Here is a 19,989-nt window from a genome sequence, read left to right as displayed (position 1 = left end):
CTAACCTTCCTCCCCTTTGCCGTCGGGAGGAAGGTCTCAAAACTCATGTCTCACCTCTCACACCTCAACACTTTCTCCTCAATACCCCAGTCTTTTCAACATGCTATCACTGTCCTGTTCTTCTGCAAATAGTTTGTGCCGGATTGTACCATCTGTATCCCTATCGATCAGAACATGCTTTGGAGCGGGTATCAGACAGTGCTGAATCCCACCATATCCTCCCAACGATTCCTGGTAGGCACCCGTATGGAAAAAGCCGATATATTGGGGCTTTTTGTCGATCTTTTTGGGAAGGTAAATATTATATTGATGGGCTTCTGAGTTATAATAGTCCATGCTATCGCAGGTCAATCCTCCCAAGTTTATATTATGATATTCCTCCTTCCAGTTGTTGACGGCCAGCATGATATACTTCTGATTGAGCCCCCAACTATCGGGCAATTGGGTAATGAACGAACCATCGATCATATACCAAAGCTCCTTGTCATTTTGGAGCTTCTCTTCCAAAATGGAATATAAAACCGCTCCGCTCTCCCCCACGGTATAGCTGCCAAATTCGGTAAAGATATTCGGTTCCACCGTATTATTTTTGGCACACATCCATTTGATATTCTTCACAATCTGATCGGCCATGTATTGATAATCATAATCAAAAAACACGTTGGTCTTAATGGGCCATCCACCACCAATATCCATGGTATCCAGCTCTGGGCATACTGCCTTCAGGTCCACGTACTTTTGTATAAACCGTGTCAATTCTGACCAATAATAGGCTGTATCCCTAATTCCTGAATTAATGAAAAAATGAAGCATTTTAAGGCTTACATTAGGATTGTCTTTGATTTTTTCTTCATACAAATCAATGATGTCCTTATACCTCACCCCCAGCCGGGACGTGTAAAAACCGAACTTCGGCTCTTCGTCAGCAGCAATCCTGATCCCCACCTTAAAAGGAACTTTGACATGCTCCAGGTAGTAATCGATCTCCGTAAGATTATCCAAAACAGGAATACAATTGTGAAAACCGTCGTTGAGCAGCTCAGCGATATACTGTTTATAGAGGTCTCGCTTAAATCCATTGCAGACAATATGGGTATCCTTGGAGATTTTACCTTTCTCGTAAAGACTCCTGACCAAAGGAATGTCAAATGTAGAAGAGGTTTCTATGTGGATATCGTTTTTAAGCGCCTCATCCAGTACGAAACTAAAATGTGAGGACTTGGTACAGTAACAATAAGTGTACTTACCATGATAATCATGAGCTTGCATCGCATTATTAAAATACGTCTTTGCATTTTGGATGCTCTCACTGATTTTTGGGAGATAAGTCAGCTTTAGCGGCGTACCGTATTCCTCGATGATCTCCATAAGGTTTACACCATTAAAGTACAGTTTGTCATCATCAACCTTGAATTCCTTGGTTGGGATGTCAAACGTTTGCTGGATCAAATCAATGTATTTGTTCATTTGGGCACTGTCGGTTTAGAACTTTTGTGGCTGAAAATTGCATTTTTAATTACTCAAATCAAAACACAACTATTTTGATTTTCATACCACTGCAAATTTTGTTCAAATTTCTATATTCAATAGAAATTTGGCCGTAAATTTGATATGAAATTTAAAGACCCATTAACCTTTTTAACATTAATTTAGAATCCTTGGTATAAGGCTTTTTACCCAAAATTGTGGGGATTAATTCCACAAACCATCAACTTTTTCTCCACAGCCCCAAACCAAAACATTTAAATATATTATATTGAAATACAATTACTTACGACTCAACAACACGTAAATCACTAATGGTACGATTATTACCATCATATATTGTAAAAAACAGTAAGAAGATAAGCACGAAAAAATATGTCTAGGAATATGTTATTAAAAGAAACTCACTTCAAGTATTTTCCTTTGCCATTGGTTTTGATGGCAGGGCTTTTATTTTTCGGCTGTAAGGAAGAAAAAAAAGCAGAGGAGGGTTTGCCACTTCCTGTGATCAGCCTAAAAGAAGAAAAAGCCGCTCGCTCCTATCAGTATCTTGGATCCATCGAGGGCGTCGAAAATGTTGAAATCCGGCCACAAGTAGATGGTATTTTGGAAAAAATCTATGTGGATGAAGGAGACTTCGTGGAAAAAGGCCAGCCCCTATTTAAAATCAATAGCCAACCCTACATGGAAGATCTCAAAAATGCCCAGGCCAATGTAGAACTGGAAAAGGCCAAACTCCGTAAGGCCAAAACCGAGATCGATCGCCTTCAGCCCCTTATTGACAACGAAGTGATCTCTGAAGTAAGAATGCAAACAACGTTAGCAGATTATGAGGTGGCCAAGTCGGCCCTTGAACAGGCCGAGGCCGTAGCGGCCAATATGCGCATTAACTTGGAGTTTACCACCATCAAGGCTCCTGTAAATGGCTTTATGGGCAGAATCCCACGATCCATTGGTAACGTGGTCAAGAAAACAGACTCTGAGCCGTTGACGACGCTTTCGAATGTACATGAGGTCTATGTATATTTTTCCATGAGTGAATCAGATTACCTGTATTACGAACGAATGAAGAAGGACTCTAACTCCAAAAAGCTGAATCCCAATGTAAAACTCATTCTGGCTGATGGAAGTATTTATGACAAAGTAGGTACCATCGATGCCAATTCTGGTCAAATTAACCGTTCTACAGGATCCATTGCTCTTCGTGCACGCTTCACCAATCCTGACACCCTTTTGAGATCAGGAAACACAGGGAAAATCCTTATGGAACAGATTTATCCCGATGCTATTTTGATTCCACAAGGTGCTACCGCTACGATACATGACAAGAAATTTGTTTACACCTTAAACGAGGACAACACTGTCAACCGTAAAGAGATCAAAATTGAGGGGAGGTCTGGGAAACAATACATCGTCAGTGACGGATCCTTATCCCCTGACGACCGGATTGTCACCTCCGGCCTGGACAAGCTGACAGATGGTGTAAAAGTAAAGCCACTCCAACAGGGCCAGCTACTCTCTTCAGAAGATTAGCGATGCCATCTATTTCTTCATAATAATATTCACAAAAGACGTAGGTGGTAAGTTGCCGTTGATATTGACGTGGTAGTGGGAATGCTATATCCACATTCTTCTTGCCATCCATCACCTTTTCGTAAAACAAAGACACAAACAGATGATCAAAAATATAATTAACAGGCCTGTATTGGCTTTGGTAATTTCGATCCTCCTCATACTGGGCGGTGCAGCGAGCATTAGCCAGCTGCCTGTAGAGCGATTTCCAGAGATAGCCCCGCCCAGTGTCAGTGTTCAGGTGTATTATCCTGGAGCCAATGCAGAGACCGTTGCCAAATCGGTATTGCTCCCCTTGGAAGAAGCCATAAACGGAGCCGAAAACATGAGTTATATCAACTCCACTGCCACCAACTCGGGTCGTGGCAGGTCAACGGTGTACTTCGAGCCGGGAACAGATCCCAATGTGGCTGCGGTAGAAATCCAAAACAGGATATCACAGGTCATGGAATCCATTCCTTCCGAAGTAAGGGAAGCAGGTATTGTCGTGCTCAAACGCCTCAAAGGTTCCCTCATGACCATCCAAATTTACAGTGACGGGGTTTATGATGAGACTTTCCTTAATGCCTATACCCGAATGAACATCCGCCGGGAGCTAAAGAGGGTCAGCGGTATCGCAGAAGCATCGATCTTGCGATCTCGGGATTATGCTATGCGAATCTGGCTGAATCCTGAAAAAATGTCCCTTTACGGCCTTACTCCCAGGGAAGTTTACAACCAAGTACGGGATCAAAGTTTTGAAGCTGCTCCTGGTAAATTTGGGGAAAATTCCGATGAAGTTTTTGAAATCGTAATGAAACATACGGGACGCTTCAGTGAGCCCGACGAATACGAAAACCTCGTCATCAAAACCGAGGACGATGGTACCCAATTACGGTTGAAGGATGTCGCCAGGCTGGAATTTGGAGCCTCTAACTATGCCAGTGACAATAAACTGGATGGCATGTCTGCGGTAACGATAGATGTCGTACAGCAGCAAGGCGCCAATGCCGTGGAGATCGACAAAGCGGTAAGAAAAGTACTGGAAGACCAAGCCAAAGCATTTCCGGAAGGTATGGAATACCGAATTTCATACAGCGTGCGCGACCAGATCGATGAGTCCATGCACCATGTTCAAAAAACCCTGATGGAAGCCTTTGTACTTGTATTTTTGGTCGTTTTTATATTTCTACAAAACACCCGGGCCACCATTATTACAGCTATTTCAATCCCTGTTTCACTCATTGGTACTTTCTTCTTCCTCAATATGATTGGAGCAACGATGAATGTACTCAGCATGTTTTCCATTGTACTGGCGATTGGAATTGTAGTAGATGATGCCATTGTGGTCATCGAGGCGATCTATGAGAAAATGGAAGATGAAGGCCTAAAAGTCAAAGACGCAGTGGTGGCGGCGATGTCAGAAATCACCGGTGCCATCATTTCCATTACCATTGTAATCGCCGCAGTGTTTTTGCCGGTAGGTTTTTTGGAAGGGCCAGTAGGTGTATTCTACCAGGAATTTGCTTACACCATTATCTTTGCCGTATTGATATCTGCAGTGAATGCCCTTACATTGGTACCCGTACTCAGTGCTCTTATCCTGAAGGAGAAAGATCCCAACAAAAGACGTAAACGTATCCCACTCATTGACCGGATTCGTGAAAGCCGAGCGGCCAATACCGCCAAAATGCTTCGTGATAAGGGGTTGAGGAAATTTGACAGTGCCTTTGACAAGTTTACTGAGAAGTACCTCGCGGTAGTAAAATGGTCCATTCGCCATAAATGGTGGACCATGGGAGGTTTGGTGTTGGTCTCCGGATTGACTTTTCTAATGGCCACGACTACGCCCAAGGGTTTCATCCCCACAGAGGATGACAATTTCCTTATCTTTTCACTTACCATGCCGGAAGGTTCTTCCCTGCACCGTACCAACCAAGTGCTGAAGCAAGCAGATTCTCTCCTTCATGAAGAGGCCGCTGTAGCAAGTGTCAACACGGTGTCAGGTTACAATATTGTAGATGACTCCGAAAGCTCTTCCACAGGACTTGGGTACATTAAATTAAAGGAAATCGCAAAACGTGGCGATGTAAGGGAAATCGGTGAGGTCGTGAAGCACCTTACCAATAAGCTCAGTGTCCTCAGTGAGGCCAGCATCAACATTTATCCTCGTCCCACTGTACAGGGTTTTGGTAACTTTGACGGGGTACAGATCGTCCTCCAAGACTATTCGGACGGTGACTATGGTGAGTTTGGCCAGCTAATCAACGGCTTTATAAATGAGCTTACCAAACAGGAGTCCATAGAAAAAGCCTTTACCTCCTACAATCCCAATTTCCCGCAATATAGAATCAAGATCGACTACGAAAAGGCCAAAGCCATGGGAATAAGCGTAAAGGACATGATGTTCACGATCCAATCCAACTTTGGCCGGACAAGGGTAGGTGATTTCAACCGGTTTACCCGCCAGTACATGGTCTATATGCAATCCGACACCCAGTATAGGGAAACACCGGATGCGATCAATTCGATCATGGTCAAAAACGACCAAGGAGAAATGGTGCCGATCAATACTTTCGTAAAACTGGAAGAAACCTATGGTCCCGAGACAGTTTTCCGGTACAATCTATACAGTGCTGCCAGAATCAATATTACGCCTGCAAAGGGCTACAGTACTGGGGATGTGATGGCAGTCATTGAAGAATTAAGTGAGAGTAAACTTCCCGCCAACCTGGGATTTGAATGGACAGGGATGAGCTTGGAAGAGAAAAAGTCAGGCTCTAATACCACCATCATTTTCGTAATCAGTATCATCTTGATCTATTTCATCCTGGCTGCACAGTACGAAAGTTTCTGGCTGCCCATGGCCGTGATACTCTCCCTTCCGGCGGGTATCCTTGGGGTATTTGTCTTTATCAATCTTGCCGGCATCGAAAACAACATTTATGTGCAAGTAGGACTGGTGATGTTGGTAGGATTACTGGCCAAAAACGCCATCCTGATCGTAGAGTTTGTGTCCCAAAAGAGAAAAGAAGGGCTGAACGTGGCAGATGCCGTCATAGAGGCCTGTGCACTTCGGATCAGGCCAATTTTAATGACTTCTTTTGCCTTCACGGCAGGCTTGGTGCCGTTGATGTTTTCGGTAGGATCTTCTGCTCAAGGTACAAAATCAGTAAGTATCGGTACAGCTGGTGGAATGATTTTCGGCATTTCATTAGGGGTGATCTTTATCCCTGTATTGGCCTATATTTTCCAGCAAATCCAAGACAGGTACTTTATAGAAACGATAGAAAAAGACTAGCTATGAATTCTCTAAAAAACATATTGCCTTTTGCACTGGCCGTAATGGCGCTGGCCAGTTGTAAGGTAGGGCAAAATTATAAAAGACCGGAAATGGATTTCCCGGATCAATATTACGGAGCGGACAGCCTTAGGGATAGCCTGATGACAGGCAAAAAAAACATGGCATCCGTTAACTGGAAGGCTTATTTCAAGGATTCCACTTTGGTCAGTCTGATCGATTCAGCATTGGACAATAATTTCGACATGCAGAAAATGACTAAGGAAATAGACATTGGGTATCAAAACCTACAGCAGTCAAAAGCCAATTTCTTGCCTTCCCTAGGGGCTTCTCCTTTTAAATATAACCGGGAATATTATTCGGAATACTATAACAACTATGGCTCCAATAGGGCCAGAAGAAACCATGGAGATGACATTCCCACCACCCTATACACCGAGCGTTTGGAGTATGTCTCCTCCTTGCAGGCCAGCTGGGAAATAGACATATGGGGAAAACTCCGGTGGCAAAAAGAAGCCGCAAGGGCTTCCTTTATGAAAACCCAGGAATTCAAAAAAGCCTTGCAGACCGCATTGGTTTCTGAAGTCGCCACCACCTACCTGAACATGCTCATGCTCAAATCCCAACTGACCGTCTCCAAACGGAATTATGAATTGAGCAAAAATACGCTACGAATCGTAAAGCTCCAGTATGACGCTGGAGAAGCCACCTCCCTTGCGGTGCAACAAACCGAATCGCAAATGCTACGGGCAAAGGCATTGATCCCAGATTTAGAGCGGGATTATGCCATCCAGGAAACGCGCCTCAATGAGCTGTTGGGACGATCACCTCAAGAGTTGGAGCTTGTCCATCACTTGGAGGACATTACCTTTGACAGTACTTACCAAACGGGTGTCCCACTGGAACTCATCCAAAACAGACCGGATATCGCGGCGTCCGAGTACAACTTGATTATCAGCAATGCCAATGTAGGGGTGACACAGGCCATGAAATATCCATCCCTGACCATTAGTGGCGGGGTTGGACTAAACTCCTTCCAGATCGAGCATTTTCTTGATCCTTTGGGAGCCGGCTTTGCCATGTTAAACGGTGCCATTTTCCAGCCAATTTTCCAAAACCGTAAGTTGAAAACCAATCACCTCATTGCGATCAACGAGAGGGAAATCGCCCAGCTGGACTTTAAGGAAACCATCATCGGTGCAGTCGGGGAAGTATCCAATGCACTGGTGACCATCGAAAAGCTACAGGAGGCTCACGACATTGTAGAGGAAAGACTTCAAGTTACCAATAAGGGGGTAAATGATGCCTTTCTCCTCTTTCAAAGTGGATTTGCCAGCTACCTGGAAATCATCAATGCTCAGGAAGACGCTCTGGAAAATCAAATGGAGCTGGTAAGGCTAAAAACCCAATTGGCCATCGCCAATATCGAGCTGTACCGCAGCCTCGGAGGCGGATGGAAATAACTCCGAAGCAGCCAAAACCTTCTTGATCTGGAACCAAACGTAAAAGTTTGGGGGGCTGGGAGTTTTCTTAATGGTAAAACCTCAGATAAGAAAAAATGCCACAAATTCACAAAGGCACCAAGTGCATGTCGTAACCTGTACCGAATGTAAGTTACATATTGCATTGTAGGACCTTGGTGGCGTATCATTGTTTCGATACATAAAGAATTTAGCTCCCCAAAAAAATGGCTTTATTCTAAATTGATGCATAAACCCTAAAAAAAGGAACCCTTGTCGATTTGGCAAGGGTTCTTTTGTATGGTTATTAGTGATGGCTTATTATTATATCATTAATTGCTCAGCTCATTAAAGAGCAACTTTTCTTCTAAGCGATGTTTCTCTTGATTGACAAGCACTTTTCTAAGTACTTGCTTAAACCTGATTTCTTCATTTACAATTCTGAAAACTTTCTCCAGGTACTGCTTGGCCACTTCTTCATTTTTTTTGTAAAATTTCAATGTAAAACTCCTGTTTTCATGAATATTCTCCAAGTAAATCTCCTTCGGCTGTCCTGCCAATACGATTCCTCTGAAGAACGCATAATGTGCCGCCAAATCTCCTTTAAGGGTAAAATAGATTGCTTGAAATTGTTTGTTGGCATCTGCATAATTCTGAAAACCAAAAGATCCTTGGCCTTCCAACTGGACAAATTCATTTTGTGCTAGCCATTCATAGGCACTCAACGACCGCAGGTCCGTCACCTTATTTCGACTTACCGATCGGAAACTAAAGATATTGTTGTGTTGAGTGGAGATGTTATAATTTGAAGCTATTGCTGTCATGGTTTCTTGATTTGGTATGGTTACTAGTTAATTTTTTCCGCGGATGTGCTGCAATCAGCAACAACACCTCTTTGGCTCTTTTAGCAGGTTCCGCATTCGCATTGTTTGTCTCATGGCTTTTACATTTATAGGTCCTCAAATGATTTCGGCAGGATTTAGCACCTTTATCTCTGTTGAGAGGGATAGGTTGCTATAGGTTCGCTGAGCCTGTTCTCTCCCCTATTCTTTATAAATCAGCTACTGAGCATACTCCGCTTTTCGCTAATAACTGCTTCAAAGGTACAACAATTTTCAACAAAAACTAATTTCCCTATAGAATTTGTAGGGAATTATTTTCCCACTCTTATTTTCACTTCGCCATTCCATCCCACATGCCATTGCAAACGTCCTCGACACTGCCATTTATGATTGTAATTTATAATATTATTTCACTGAAAACCAGCACTTAAAACTATCTTATCATTACAATATACACCTCCATTTTAACATTCAGGTATTCTTGAAAACCAAATGCACGAATGAGAAAACCAACACAACCTCCTAAACGATAAACGTAACACCCAGCTACCAGTTCATGCACAACTACTAATAAATTTTGTGGAGTTCAGCTATCATCCGTGCCGCTGGCACTTTCTCCAAGTTTGTACATTAGGATAGCAGCAGCCTGTCACGGCAAATGCTGAAAGCAAAGACACCAGTTGGTTTAGAGGATGAATAAAACATAAACAGTAGCGAATTTGATTATATGTAATGTAGTGGGTATATATGATGAATTTATGGGTGTTGTAGTCAGCAACTGAGCATCTGTCAAATCAATCTTTAGCGGAGGATCATATTAAAACCGTATGAGGTCACCGGACCCTAATTTTTAGCACATATCAAGCTATTCCTTTGGGCCGGCAGATGTATTTAAACTGTGATACTTTCTTAAATATGTTCGCCCTGATCTATCCAACTACCCATTCCCCTATAACCTGCCAACCTTTAGAACCTCCCCCTCCCATAAATGCACAATTTTGACTACTTTTGTGGCAATAAATCCATGAAAACGGATTTGCCCAATATAACAAACTAGAGATTACTAGAGATTTACCCATTATGAGAAACATTAAGCTTGTAGAAGTACGATCAGAACTCGCCGCAGGCACTAGGGGTGCCAGCTTGGGAATAGATGCGCTAAAAGTGGCCAGCTTGGGGAAAAAGTCGGATTTCTTTACCCGATTTGACCCAATCAATGTGCCGGACGCAAATAATTACCTTTGGAAAAACAACCCCTACCCTCACGCAAAATACATCGATGGCGTGCATGAAGTGCTGGGAAATGTCCATGACACGATAAAGACACTTCGGCTGGAAAAAAAATTCCCTATTGTCCTGGCCGGGGATCATTCGACAGCTGCCGGAACCATTATGGGAATCAAGGCTGCCAATCCCGAAAAGCGACTTGGCGTGATTTGGATAGACGCCCATGCAGATATCCACAGTCCATATACCAGCCCATCGGGAAACATGCACGGCATGCCGCTGGGCATGTGCCTGCAGGAAGACAATTTGGAAAACAAGCAACATGATCCCTCTGCGGAGGAAATCGAGTACTGGGAAAAGATCAAGAAGATCGGAGGGGATTTTCCGAAGATCAAGGCGGAAGATATTGTGTACATTGCGGTCAGGGATACTGAAGAACCTGAAAATAAGCTCATCAGCAAGCATGGCATTCGAAATTTCACCACCAAAGAAGTGCGTGAAAAAGGTATCACGAAAATTTCGGAAGAGGCCTTATCCATTTTGGAAGATTGTGAACAGGTATATATATCCTTCGACGTGGACAGCATGGACAGCTCCATTTCTGCAGGCACAGGAACTCCCGTTCCGGATGGCCTTACCGTAGAGGAAGCTTTGAAATTGAATATGGAATTGATAAAAGACAAAAGAGTTTGCTGTTGGGAGATCGTAGAGGTAAATCCCACTTTGGATTCCGAGAACCTCATGGCACAAAATGCCTTTGAAGTATTGGAATCCACGACCAAATCCTTGGTCAGCAACTTTTAAGTCGCCGAAAACGATATGCAATTGGTCCGAAGAGGATCCGATGAAGTTATATAATATTATAAAAAGAATGACGATTCAAGAACAGATACTGGAAACCATCAGTAAAGCATTTGCACAAGCTTTTGACCATCAGGTAGCCCCTGACACCCTTGCCTTGCAGCCCACACGTAAGGAATTTGAAGGCAATTACACCTTTGTGCTCTTTCCATTCCTGAAGTTCACCAAAATGAAACCGGAAGATAGCGGCGAAAAAATCGGCCAGTATCTGGTCGAAAACTGTGATGCCGTAAGTGCTTACAACGTGGTAAAAGGCTTCTTGAATATTTCGGTCAACGAACAGTCCTGGATGGCTGTTTTCCAAGCACTCTACCAAAACGAACAACTTGGCCAGCTGCCACCCAAAAACCAAAAGGTCATGGTAGAGTTTAGCTCTCCCAATACCAACAAGCCCCTTCATTTGGGCCACCTAAGAAATAATTTCCTTGGATTCTCCGTTTCGGAAATCCTTGCAGCCAATGGATACGAAGTCATCAAAGCCAACCTGGTCAATGACCGTGGCATCCACATCTGTAAGTCCATGGTGGCCTATCTCCATTTTGGCAATGGCGAAACGCCTGAATCTGGCGGACTGAAGGGGGACCACCTGGCCGGAAAATATTACGTACTCTTTGACAAGGCCTACAAAAAGGAAATCCAAGAACTTATCGCAAAAGGGCTAACCGAGGACGATGCCAAAAAACAAGCTCCCCTCATGCTGGAAGCCCAGGAAATGCTTCGCAAATGGGAAGCAGGTGATGAAGAAACGGTCTCCCTGTGGCAAACGATGAACAGCTGGGTGTATGAAGGATTTGATGCCACTTACAAGAAAATGGGAGTGAGCTTTGATAAATTTTACTATGAATCGGACACCTACCTTCTTGGAAAGAATATCGTAGAGGAAGGCCTCGAAAAAGGAGTGTTTTTCAAAAAAGACAACCAATCCGTCTGGGCAGACCTTACTGAGGAAGGGCTGGACGAGAAGCTGGTGTTGCGAGGGGATGGCACTTCTGTTTACATCACCCAGGACATGGGCACAGCTGACCTGAAATACGAAGATTTCAAGATCAATAAATCGGTTTATGTCGTAGGCAATGAGCAGGATTATCACTTTGATGTCCTTTTCAAGATCATGAGAAAACTGGGCAGGCCATACGGTGAAGGACTATTTCACCTTTCCTATGGCATGGTGGACTTGCCTACCGGCAAAATGAAATCCCGCGAGGGAACTGTCGTGGATGCCGATGACCTGATCCAGGAGATGGTGAATACTGCGGAAAGCCATACCAAAGAACTCGGAAAAATCGAAGGATTCTCCGAAGAGCAGGCAAAGGAACTATATGAAATGCTAGGGCTGGGGGCACTTAAATACTTCCTTTTAAAAGTCGATCCTAAAAAGCGAATGCTCTTTAATCCGCAGGAGTCTATCGAATTCCAAGGAAATACAGGACCATTCATACAGTATTCCCATGCCCGAATCGCCAGCATCCTTCGCAAAGCCAAACAAATTGGTTTAGATTATTCTGCGACAGGTTTTGAAGGGTTACAGCAGGTCGAAAATGCAGAAAAAGAACTGATCATACTGCTGAATGATTATGAGAAAAAAATTGCTCAAGCTGGAGAAGAGCTATCTCCGTCTGTGATCGCTCAATATATGTTTGATTTGGCGAAAGAATATAACCGCTTTTATGCAGAACTTCCTATCTTTAGTGAAGCGGATGAGAAAGTTCGTAGTTTCCGTGTAGCACTCAGCGCACATGTAGCCAAAACTTTACAGTCCGGAATGAAGTTATTAGGAGTAAAAGTACCTGAAAAAATGTAATTATGAAAAAACTGATATTCATCCTTTCGATAGCAGCTTTAGTATCTTGCAATTCTGGTTCCAACACTGGAACCAACAATTCTGTAGAAGCCCAAACCCTTGACCAAGAAGATATGCAGACAAAAAAATCATTCTATGATTTTACCGTAAAGGACATCGATGGAAAAGAAGTTGACCTGAGCCAATATAAAGGGCAAAAGGTACTAGTAGTAAATGTAGCCTCCAAATGCGGCTATACACCGCAGTACGAAGACCTCCAAAAACTGAATGAGGAATATGGTGACAAGATCGCCATCCTTGGTTTTCCAGCAAACAATTTTGGCGGACAGGAACCAGGCAGTAATGAAGAAATCAAGAAATTCTGTACTGGGAATTACGGCGTCACCTTCCCGATGTTTGAAAAAGTATCTGTAAAAGGTGTGGACAAGCACCCGCTTTATAGATGGCTCTCTGACAAATCCCAAAACGGATGGAATGATCAAGAACCCACCTGGAATTTCTGTAAATATTACATTGATGAAAATGGTGAGCTCAAGCACTTTTTCCAATCTGCCGTCAATCCAATGGACGAAGAAATCATCAAATTGATCGAGTCTTAATAATTCAATATCATTATAGTTCGAAAAAGACCAGCCGGTATTTCCTTGACATGAAAACGGCCAGTTTAAACCCATTTCATGCATTAGGAATCGTAATAGATAGGCTATTGCATAATGCGGGTTAAAGGAGCCTCACAGGTCTTAATTAGTATCAAACCTCCCCCACTTACGCATAAAACCGTGGACATTACGCTTACCAGTAAAAAACAAGCTTGGCTACATGCCATTCGTTTGAGAACCCTGCCATTGGCCCTGGCCAGCATCTTAATGGCCAGTTTTATCGCTTGGTTTCACGGAAACTTCCGCTGGGAAGTAACGGTTTTGGCAGCCCTGACTACCACCCTGTTACAAATCCTCTCCAATCTATCCAATGACTATGGCGACAGTGTCCATGGCGCGGACGGTGATGATAGAGAAGGCCCCATCAGAGCTGTTCAATCTGGAGTAATCCAGCCCTCGGAAATGAAAAATGCCATGGTTTTATTAGGCGTTTTATCATTCCTTTGCGGTGTCTTGTTGCTGTATGTTGCATTGGACAGCTGGGTAATATTCTTTACGTTTATTGGGGTCGGTATTCTATCCATCTTTGCCGCTATCAATTATACTTCCGGATCCAACCCCTATGGCTATATGGGGTTGGGAGACATTTCCGTATTTTTCTTTTTCGGCCTTTTGGGGGTGTTGGGAACGTATTTCCTACACAGCTTGGACTTCTCTTCCACCCTGATATTACCCGCACTATCGCTAGGTTTATTCAGCACGGCGGTATTGAATATCAACAACATAAGGGACATCGAATCGGATCAAAAGGCAGGTAAAAAATCCATTCCTGTCCGAATTGGCAGGAAAGCAGCAGTACGCTATAATTGGACCTTGATTATTTTGGGCAATGTTTCCCTGGTACTTTTTAGCTGGCTGGAAAATGCTCCTGGTGCTTTGGCCGCCCTGTTGGTCTTGCCGATGATGATCGCAATAGGAAAAAACGTCCAGCAGAAAACAAAATCTTCCGAGCTTGATCCGTACCTCAAGAAAATGGCCATTTCGACTTTATTATGGGTGCTCGCTTTCGGAATTGGTTTGATAACTGTTCCTTGAGAAATCATTTTTTACGGTCCCAACCCTCACACTATTTCGGCATGAAATTGGTATTGAATCATGCCATACAGAGCAATCACATGATCAAACCAAAAAGTAGAGTGTTGGCATATTTCGATAGCTATATATTTTCATCTCGAAATTTAATTTTGGTCACAGAAAGAAGTGATAAACACAGACAGGATGTTTGAGCATTTGTAAATCCATTTGCCCTGTAATACCAAAGGAGAAACTAGTTATAATTACGCCTTTTTCGTAATTTGATTTTATCATACTTTAATCAAAATCGACAACTATGAAAACCATCTTAGTACCTTATGATTTTTCCGAAGAAGCAGAAAATGCCTTTGATTTTGCGAAAGAACTGGCTGCACTTACCCAAGGACATCTAAAATTACTCCATGTAATTGAAATTCCTACCGGACAAAACTTCAACACGACTGGTGAAGTAGGATTAGGAGGTGATGAAATGCAGCAAGTTTTTATGGTTGAATTGGTAGAAAAAAGGAAAGAACAAGTCGCCGCAATTGAAAAAAAACTGAAAGACGTACCTTATAAATTCAGCACCAAAATTACTTTTGGTAATCCATATGCAGGTATATCCAATGAAATAGGTGAAATAAAAGCCGATCTCATCGTCATGGGTTCCAAAGGCACCAGCGGTCTGGAAGAGTTGCTGATAGGTTCTAACACCGAAAAAGTCGTCCGCCATGCCGAATGTCCGGTGATCACCATCAAAAGTAAAACCCATCCTTCATCTATAAAAAACATCCTCTTTGCCAGCGAGTTTGGAGACGAGAACAATACCTTTGGACAACTGAAAAAGCTGCAAGAAACCTTAAGCGCAGCCCTTCACCTGGTAAAAATCAACACGCCAAACAGTTTCGAAAACTCAAAGGACAGCAAAGCCAAAATCAAGAATTTCATTGCCAAAAACCAATTGGATAATGTTACATTTGAAATTTATAATAGTGATTCGGAAGAAGATGGCATCATCCAGTATGCTGAAGAAAACAATATTGACATGATAGCCATGGCCACACACGGCAGGACAGGATTTATGCACCTGCTCAGTGGCAGCATTGCAGAAGATGTGGTCAACCATGCCAAGCGGCCTGTGTGGACCATGAAGATGAAATAACGACTATGGGAAGAAAAAAGAACAACGACTGGAAAAAGCGTGATGGCGTGGTCTATTCTACCAGTGATGGGTATGAATTTGATCATCTTGGTGAAGAAGAAACAGAAACCCTTCCACCACAGCAACAAAACCTTAAAGTCATGCTAGATAAAAAAGCCAGAGGAGGCAAACAAGTGACACTCATCACGGGGTTTAGTGGATCTGAAGAAGATTTGAAGGATTTGGGCAAAACCTTAAAAAGCAAGTGCGGCGTAGGAGGAAGTGCCAAAGATGGCGAAATAATCATACAGGGAGACCATCGGGACAAAATCCTTGATATTCTACTCCAGCATAATTATAAGGCAAAAAAATCAGGAGGATAGAAAAAAGGAGCGGTTTAAAAAACCGCTCCTTTTCCATTTTAAAAAATTGAACCACAAACTAAATTTGACGCATTTGAAGAATCGCGTAAAACGTTTATTAACCAACTTACTTTTTATGTTTAACCTTTAATAGTATGTACGAAGCAGGTATTCCAACTGGATTACTAGATATAATTATTTTTTATTGGTAACCCCTCAAAACGTAATAACCTATCTGCTTAACCCGGAACCAATGCCATTTAGTTAAGGATATTTCCCTGTTTTCACCTGCTAGGAGTTTCTTTTCTATTTGACTTTAACTGTTTGGCTTTGGCCATTTTGGTGAATACATGTTCCGGATTTAAGTTGTCAAATCCCGTGAACTTCTTACTAAAAGTCATTGGTTCCAGGATTAAAGGCTAAGCCCAAGAAAACCGTCACCGCTACCATTATTTAAAAAGATTCCAAATAACAACATTCCCACTACTTTAAAAATCCAATGCTCCATTGAACAGCGTACATATATTCAAACAACGATAATGGAAGGAAGCAATGTGCTTTCGGTTCAAATCAGAAAGAGACATTATGATTCAGTTCAGACTTTTAAGCTTAACCCATAAGACCACTGACATTGCCGTTAGAGAGCGTTTTGCGCTAAACCAACATGAGGTGGGTCAATTTCTAGACAAAGCCAAGCGCTTAAGGTCAGTAGAAGAAGTATTGGCTATTTCTACGTGCAACAGAACCGAAATAGTCTATTTTGGAGAAAAAGAAGGTGCGCAAGAGCTTCTTGATTGTTTATGCCAAGTCAAACAACAAAACGTAGATCTCGGTTTACGTGCATTTTCCCAAGAAAATGATGAAGGAACAGTTTTACGATATATTTTCGAAGTTTCAGCAGGATTGGAGTCCCAAATTTTGGGAGATGCCCAAATCCGCTCACAAATCAAACAAGCTTATCAACTGGCAGATAAAGCACAAACTGCCGGCACCTATATCCATAGATTGATGCAGGTAATCTTCAGTGCAAACAAAAAAATTTCCAGTCAAACTGGATTTCGCGCGGGCATTAGCTCAGCATCCTACGCAGCAGTGGACATGATAGAAGAATACCGTGGCATGTTTAAATCTACTCAGATAGCCATTGTTGGATTTGGAGAAATGGGGCAAAATGTATGCAAACACCTTTGCTCAAAAGGCCATACAGAACTTACCGTCTTTAACCGAACGGAAGAAAAAGTAACCCAATTCAATGAAAAGTTTAAAACAACATTGGGCTATTTTCCTTTGGATCAACTAGCACGTAAACTGCATGGTTTTGACATCATCATTTCTTCCCCATCCGTAACCACTCCGATTTTGCAGAAAAGTGACTTTGACAATACAGATGTATTATTCAAAGTCTTGGTGGATATATCCATGCCACGGAGCATTGCTCCAGATGCGGCCAATGTACCTGGTGTCATGCTCTATGACATGGATGACATAGGAAAGGTCACCCAGGCCGCGATGGAACAAAAAAAGGCCAGCATCCAAGATGTAAAGGGGATTCTGGACTCCTATTTGGAAGAATTTATCCAATGGCAACAGGACAATAAAAACCTGGAAGCCATCCGATCGATGAAGGCTGCCCTGCAAACCATCAAAGCCGAAGAAATGGATCGCTATCATCGCCTGATGGATCAAACATCCACCACCTCTTACGAAGAAGTGATGGATGCCATGATCCAAAAAATCATCAAGAAGACCGTGGTGACCCTCAAATCCATTAAAAATGAAAATGAACGGAAAGTTTATAATTCCTTGATCAATCAGACTTTTCTTTAAGGAATCATTAATTTACCAGAAAAAAGCTTATCATTTTTTGGATAATAGTGACAGCTGCTTAATTTTGTAGCATTATCATGAACAGCAGCCAATCAAATATTATCGCTATGCCATTTTTTACAGTTTGTCCGACTGCGACTGTTCATCATTTCCATCATTCCTCCTAAGGAGGAATACTATTTACATATCGCCCCAGAGGCTGTGCGCAAATTATCCTGCAGCCCGATTGATTCACGGAATTTCTTAAAAGAACTATTCATATTCGTATCTTTATTTCATGGAAAATATTATTCGCATAGCCGTCCAAAAAAGCGGTCGCTTAAGTGAAGATTCATTAAGCCTCATCAAAGAATGTGGCATCAAATTCTACAATGGTACAGGTAAACTAAAATCCACCGCTACCAATTTCCCCATCGAATTTCTCTATTTACGAGATGATGACATCCCTGGCTATGTAGCTGACGGGGTGGCGGATTTAGGAATCGTGGGTGAAAACGAACTGGTAGAAAAAGACAAAAGCGTTGATGTGCTCAAAAAATTGGGCTTTTCCAAGTGTCGTCTGTCCTTGGCCATCCCAAAAAGTCAGGAATATCCAGGAATATCCTATTTTGAAGGAAAGAACATCGCCACCAGCTACACCAAAATCCTTGGAGACTACCTGAAATCCAATAATATCAATGCTGAAATCCACGAAATCAGCGGATCAGTGGAAATTGCACCAAGCATAGGCTTAGCAGAGGGGATCTGCGATATCGTCAGCTCCGGATCTACCCTGATGATGAACGGTCTCAAAGAAGTAGAAGAAATCTTCAAATCCGAAGCGGTGCTCATCAGCCACAAAGGCTTGAACCAAGAAAAGATGGCCATCGTCGAAAAACTACTTTTCCGCATAAATGCCGTGCAGACAGGCAAAAGCAATAAATACGTACTGCTCAATGCCCCCAATAAATCGCTGGACAAAATCATTTCCCTTATCCCTGGCATGAGAAGCCCGACCATTTTGCCCCTTGCACAGGAAGGATGGTCTTCTGTCCACTCCGTGCTGAGTGAAGACCAGTTCTGGGAAAATATCGAAGAACTGAGAGCTGCCGGAGCCGAAGGCATCTTGGTAGTACCTATAGAAAAAATGGTGATTTAATTGCTCTTTCAAAGACACGTTTCAGATGAGAATCATAACCAATCCCTCCCAAAACGAATGGCAAAAAGAACTGGCCCGGCCGGTTCAACAGATGAAAGATATCCAAAAAATCGTCAAGCCAATCATGCGCAAAGTCAGCCGTCAAGGCGACAAAGCACTTAAGAAGTTCGCTTTGGAATATGACCATGTAGAAATCGACGACCTTCTGGTCACGCGTGACGAAATCAACGAAGCTTACGGACTAATGGATGAAGCTTTAAAATCCGCTATCCACCAAGCCAAGGTAAATATTGAAAAATTCCATCAAGCGCAGCAGACAGAAGACCTGACCATGGAGGTCATGGAAGGGGTCACCTGCATGCGCAGAAGTGTCCCCATCCAAAAAGTAGGGCTTTATATCCCTGGGGGAACTGCACCGTTATTCTCAACGGTATTGATGCTGGGCATTCCTGCCAATCTTGCGGGATGTGAAGAAATTGTCCTGTGTACCCCGCCTAACAAGGAAGGTAAAATCCATCCGGCCATTCTATATACCGCCAACCTGATCGGTATCGACAAAATCGTCAAAGCAGGTGGTGCCCAAGCCATCGCCGCCTTGACGTATGGCACCGAATCCGTCCCTCAAGTGGCCAAGATTTTTGGCCCTGGCAACCAATATGTCACGGCTGCCAAGCAACTGGCCACAAAAAAAGGCATTGCCATCGACATGCCGGCAGGCCCCTCGGAAGTACTGGTATATGCCGACGAATCCGCCATCCCTGCATTTGTGGCTGCTGACCTGTTGTCTCAGGCTGAACACGGAGTGGATAGCCAAGTAGTACTGGTCGCCACGGCATCAAAAGTCGCTAAGAAGACCCTAAAAGAAGTCGATAAGCAACTGGCCAATCTACCCCGAAAAGATATTGCCAAAAAGGCCTTGGAAAACAGTGTAGCGGTGATCATGGGCAACCAAGAAAAGGCCATCGGACTGATCAACGAGTATGCTCCTGAGCACCTCATCATCAATGTGGAAAATGAAGATGAAGTAGTGGCAAAAATCGTCAACGCCGGTTCTGTCTTCATCGGAAACTTCACTCCTGAATCAGCGGGAGATTATGCTTCTGGCACAAATCACACGCTGCCTACTTATGGATTTGCCAGAAATTACAGTGGTGTTTCGCTGGACAGTTTTGTCAAAAAAATCACCTATCAAAAAATCACTGAGAAAGGCCTTCAAAAATTGGGCCCGACCATCGAAGTAATGGCCGGAAATGAACTATTAGATGCCCACAAAAATGCCGTTTCTGTTCGTTTAAAATACATTAAAGACAATCAATAAGC

At 42.9% G+C, this 19,989-nt stretch carries 14 protein-coding genes and 1 riboswitch; of the genes, 12 read left to right on the top strand and 2 right to left on the bottom strand.

Annotated features, from left to right (window positions below; all coding sequences use genetic code 11):
* Nucleotides 1–78 precede the first annotated feature (78 nt).
* Nucleotides 79–1,467: an arginine decarboxylase gene (locus FDP09_RS11325; RefSeq protein ID WP_137402778.1), complete on the bottom strand. Its 1,389-nt coding sequence runs from the start codon at nucleotides 1,465–1,467 to the stop codon at nucleotides 79–81.
* Between the two features lie 405 nt (nucleotides 1,468–1,872).
* Between FDP09_RS11325 and FDP09_RS11320 the strand changes: the two genes are divergently transcribed.
* From FDP09_RS11320 to FDP09_RS11310, 3 genes are all read left to right on the top strand, one after another.
* Nucleotides 1,873–3,018 (top strand): efflux RND transporter periplasmic adaptor subunit, encoded by a 1,146-nt coding sequence (locus tag FDP09_RS11320; RefSeq protein WP_229683434.1) that lies wholly within the window; start codon nucleotides 1,873–1,875, stop codon nucleotides 3,016–3,018.
* 142 nt (nucleotides 3,019–3,160) lie between these two features.
* The gene (locus FDP09_RS11315; RefSeq protein WP_137402776.1) at nucleotides 3,161–6,337 is read left to right on the top strand and encodes an efflux RND transporter permease subunit; all 3,177 of its coding nucleotides are present in this window, start codon (nucleotides 3,161–3,163) and stop codon (nucleotides 6,335–6,337) included.
* A gap of 2 nt (nucleotides 6,338–6,339) precedes the next feature.
* On the top strand, nucleotides 6,340–7,800 hold the full coding sequence (locus FDP09_RS11310) for an efflux transporter outer membrane subunit (RefSeq protein ID WP_137402775.1): 1,461 nt from the start codon (nucleotides 6,340–6,342) through the stop codon (nucleotides 7,798–7,800).
* A 329-nt stretch (nucleotides 7,801–8,129) separates the two neighbouring features.
* Here the strand turns inward: FDP09_RS11310 and FDP09_RS11305 are convergent, their stop codons facing one another.
* Nucleotides 8,130–8,621 (bottom strand): hypothetical protein, encoded by a 492-nt coding sequence (locus tag FDP09_RS11305; protein ID WP_137402774.1) that lies wholly within the window; start codon nucleotides 8,619–8,621, stop codon nucleotides 8,130–8,132.
* A gap of 122 nt (nucleotides 8,622–8,743) precedes the next feature.
* A riboswitch (SAM riboswitch) is annotated at nucleotides 8,744–8,856 on the bottom strand.
* Between the two features lie 863 nt (nucleotides 8,857–9,719).
* Here FDP09_RS11305 and FDP09_RS11300 point away from each other — a divergent pair.
* The 9 genes from FDP09_RS11300 to hisD all read left to right on the top strand — a co-directional run bounded on the left by FDP09_RS11300 (nucleotide 9,720) and on the right by hisD (nucleotide 19,987).
* The gene (locus tag FDP09_RS11300; protein ID WP_187328845.1) at nucleotides 9,720–10,670 is read left to right on the top strand and encodes an arginase; all 951 of its coding nucleotides are present in this window, start codon (nucleotides 9,720–9,722) and stop codon (nucleotides 10,668–10,670) included.
* A 67-nt stretch (nucleotides 10,671–10,737) separates the two neighbouring features.
* Nucleotides 10,738–12,528 carry an arginine--tRNA ligase gene (gene argS, locus FDP09_RS11295; RefSeq protein ID WP_137402772.1) on the top strand — a complete coding sequence of 597 codons (1,791 nt, stop codon included), beginning with the start codon at nucleotides 10,738–10,740 and terminating at the stop codon, nucleotides 12,526–12,528.
* A 2-nt stretch (nucleotides 12,529–12,530) separates the two neighbouring features.
* The gene (locus FDP09_RS11290) at nucleotides 12,531–13,127 is read left to right on the top strand and encodes a glutathione peroxidase (RefSeq protein ID WP_137402771.1); all 597 of its coding nucleotides are present in this window, start codon (nucleotides 12,531–12,533) and stop codon (nucleotides 13,125–13,127) included.
* A gap of 180 nt (nucleotides 13,128–13,307) precedes the next feature.
* Nucleotides 13,308–14,222, top strand: a complete 915-nt coding sequence (locus FDP09_RS11285) for a 1,4-dihydroxy-2-naphthoate polyprenyltransferase (RefSeq protein WP_137402770.1) — start codon at nucleotides 13,308–13,310, stop codon at nucleotides 14,220–14,222.
* A gap of 295 nt (nucleotides 14,223–14,517) precedes the next feature.
* Nucleotides 14,518–15,363, top strand: coding sequence for a universal stress protein (locus FDP09_RS11280; protein ID WP_137402769.1), 846 nt, complete (start codon nucleotides 14,518–14,520; stop codon nucleotides 15,361–15,363).
* A 5-nt stretch (nucleotides 15,364–15,368) separates the two neighbouring features.
* Complete coding sequence (locus FDP09_RS11275; RefSeq protein WP_137402768.1) at nucleotides 15,369–15,725, top strand: translation initiation factor; 357 nt, start codon at nucleotides 15,369–15,371, stop codon at nucleotides 15,723–15,725.
* Between the two features lie 564 nt (nucleotides 15,726–16,289).
* A complete protein-coding gene (gene hemA / locus FDP09_RS11270) occupies nucleotides 16,290–17,531 on the top strand; it encodes a glutamyl-tRNA reductase (protein WP_137402767.1) in 1,242 nt (413 codons plus the stop codon).
* A gap of 277 nt (nucleotides 17,532–17,808) precedes the next feature.
* Nucleotides 17,809–18,669: an ATP phosphoribosyltransferase gene (gene hisG, locus FDP09_RS11265; protein ID WP_137402766.1), complete on the top strand. Its 861-nt coding sequence runs from the start codon at nucleotides 17,809–17,811 to the stop codon at nucleotides 18,667–18,669.
* A 25-nt stretch (nucleotides 18,670–18,694) separates the two neighbouring features.
* The gene (hisD, locus tag FDP09_RS11260; protein ID WP_137402765.1) at nucleotides 18,695–19,987 is read left to right on the top strand and encodes a histidinol dehydrogenase; all 1,293 of its coding nucleotides are present in this window, start codon (nucleotides 18,695–18,697) and stop codon (nucleotides 19,985–19,987) included.
* Nucleotides 19,988–19,989: the final 2 nt, after the last annotated feature.

Origin of the sequence: Echinicola rosea (assembly GCF_005281475.1) — a bacterium.
GTDB classification, from domain to species: domain Bacteria; phylum Bacteroidota; class Bacteroidia; order Cytophagales; family Cyclobacteriaceae; genus Echinicola; species Echinicola rosea.
Note: the sequence above shows the minus strand (reverse complement) of the source record. Positions and strands in the feature narration are given on the sequence as shown.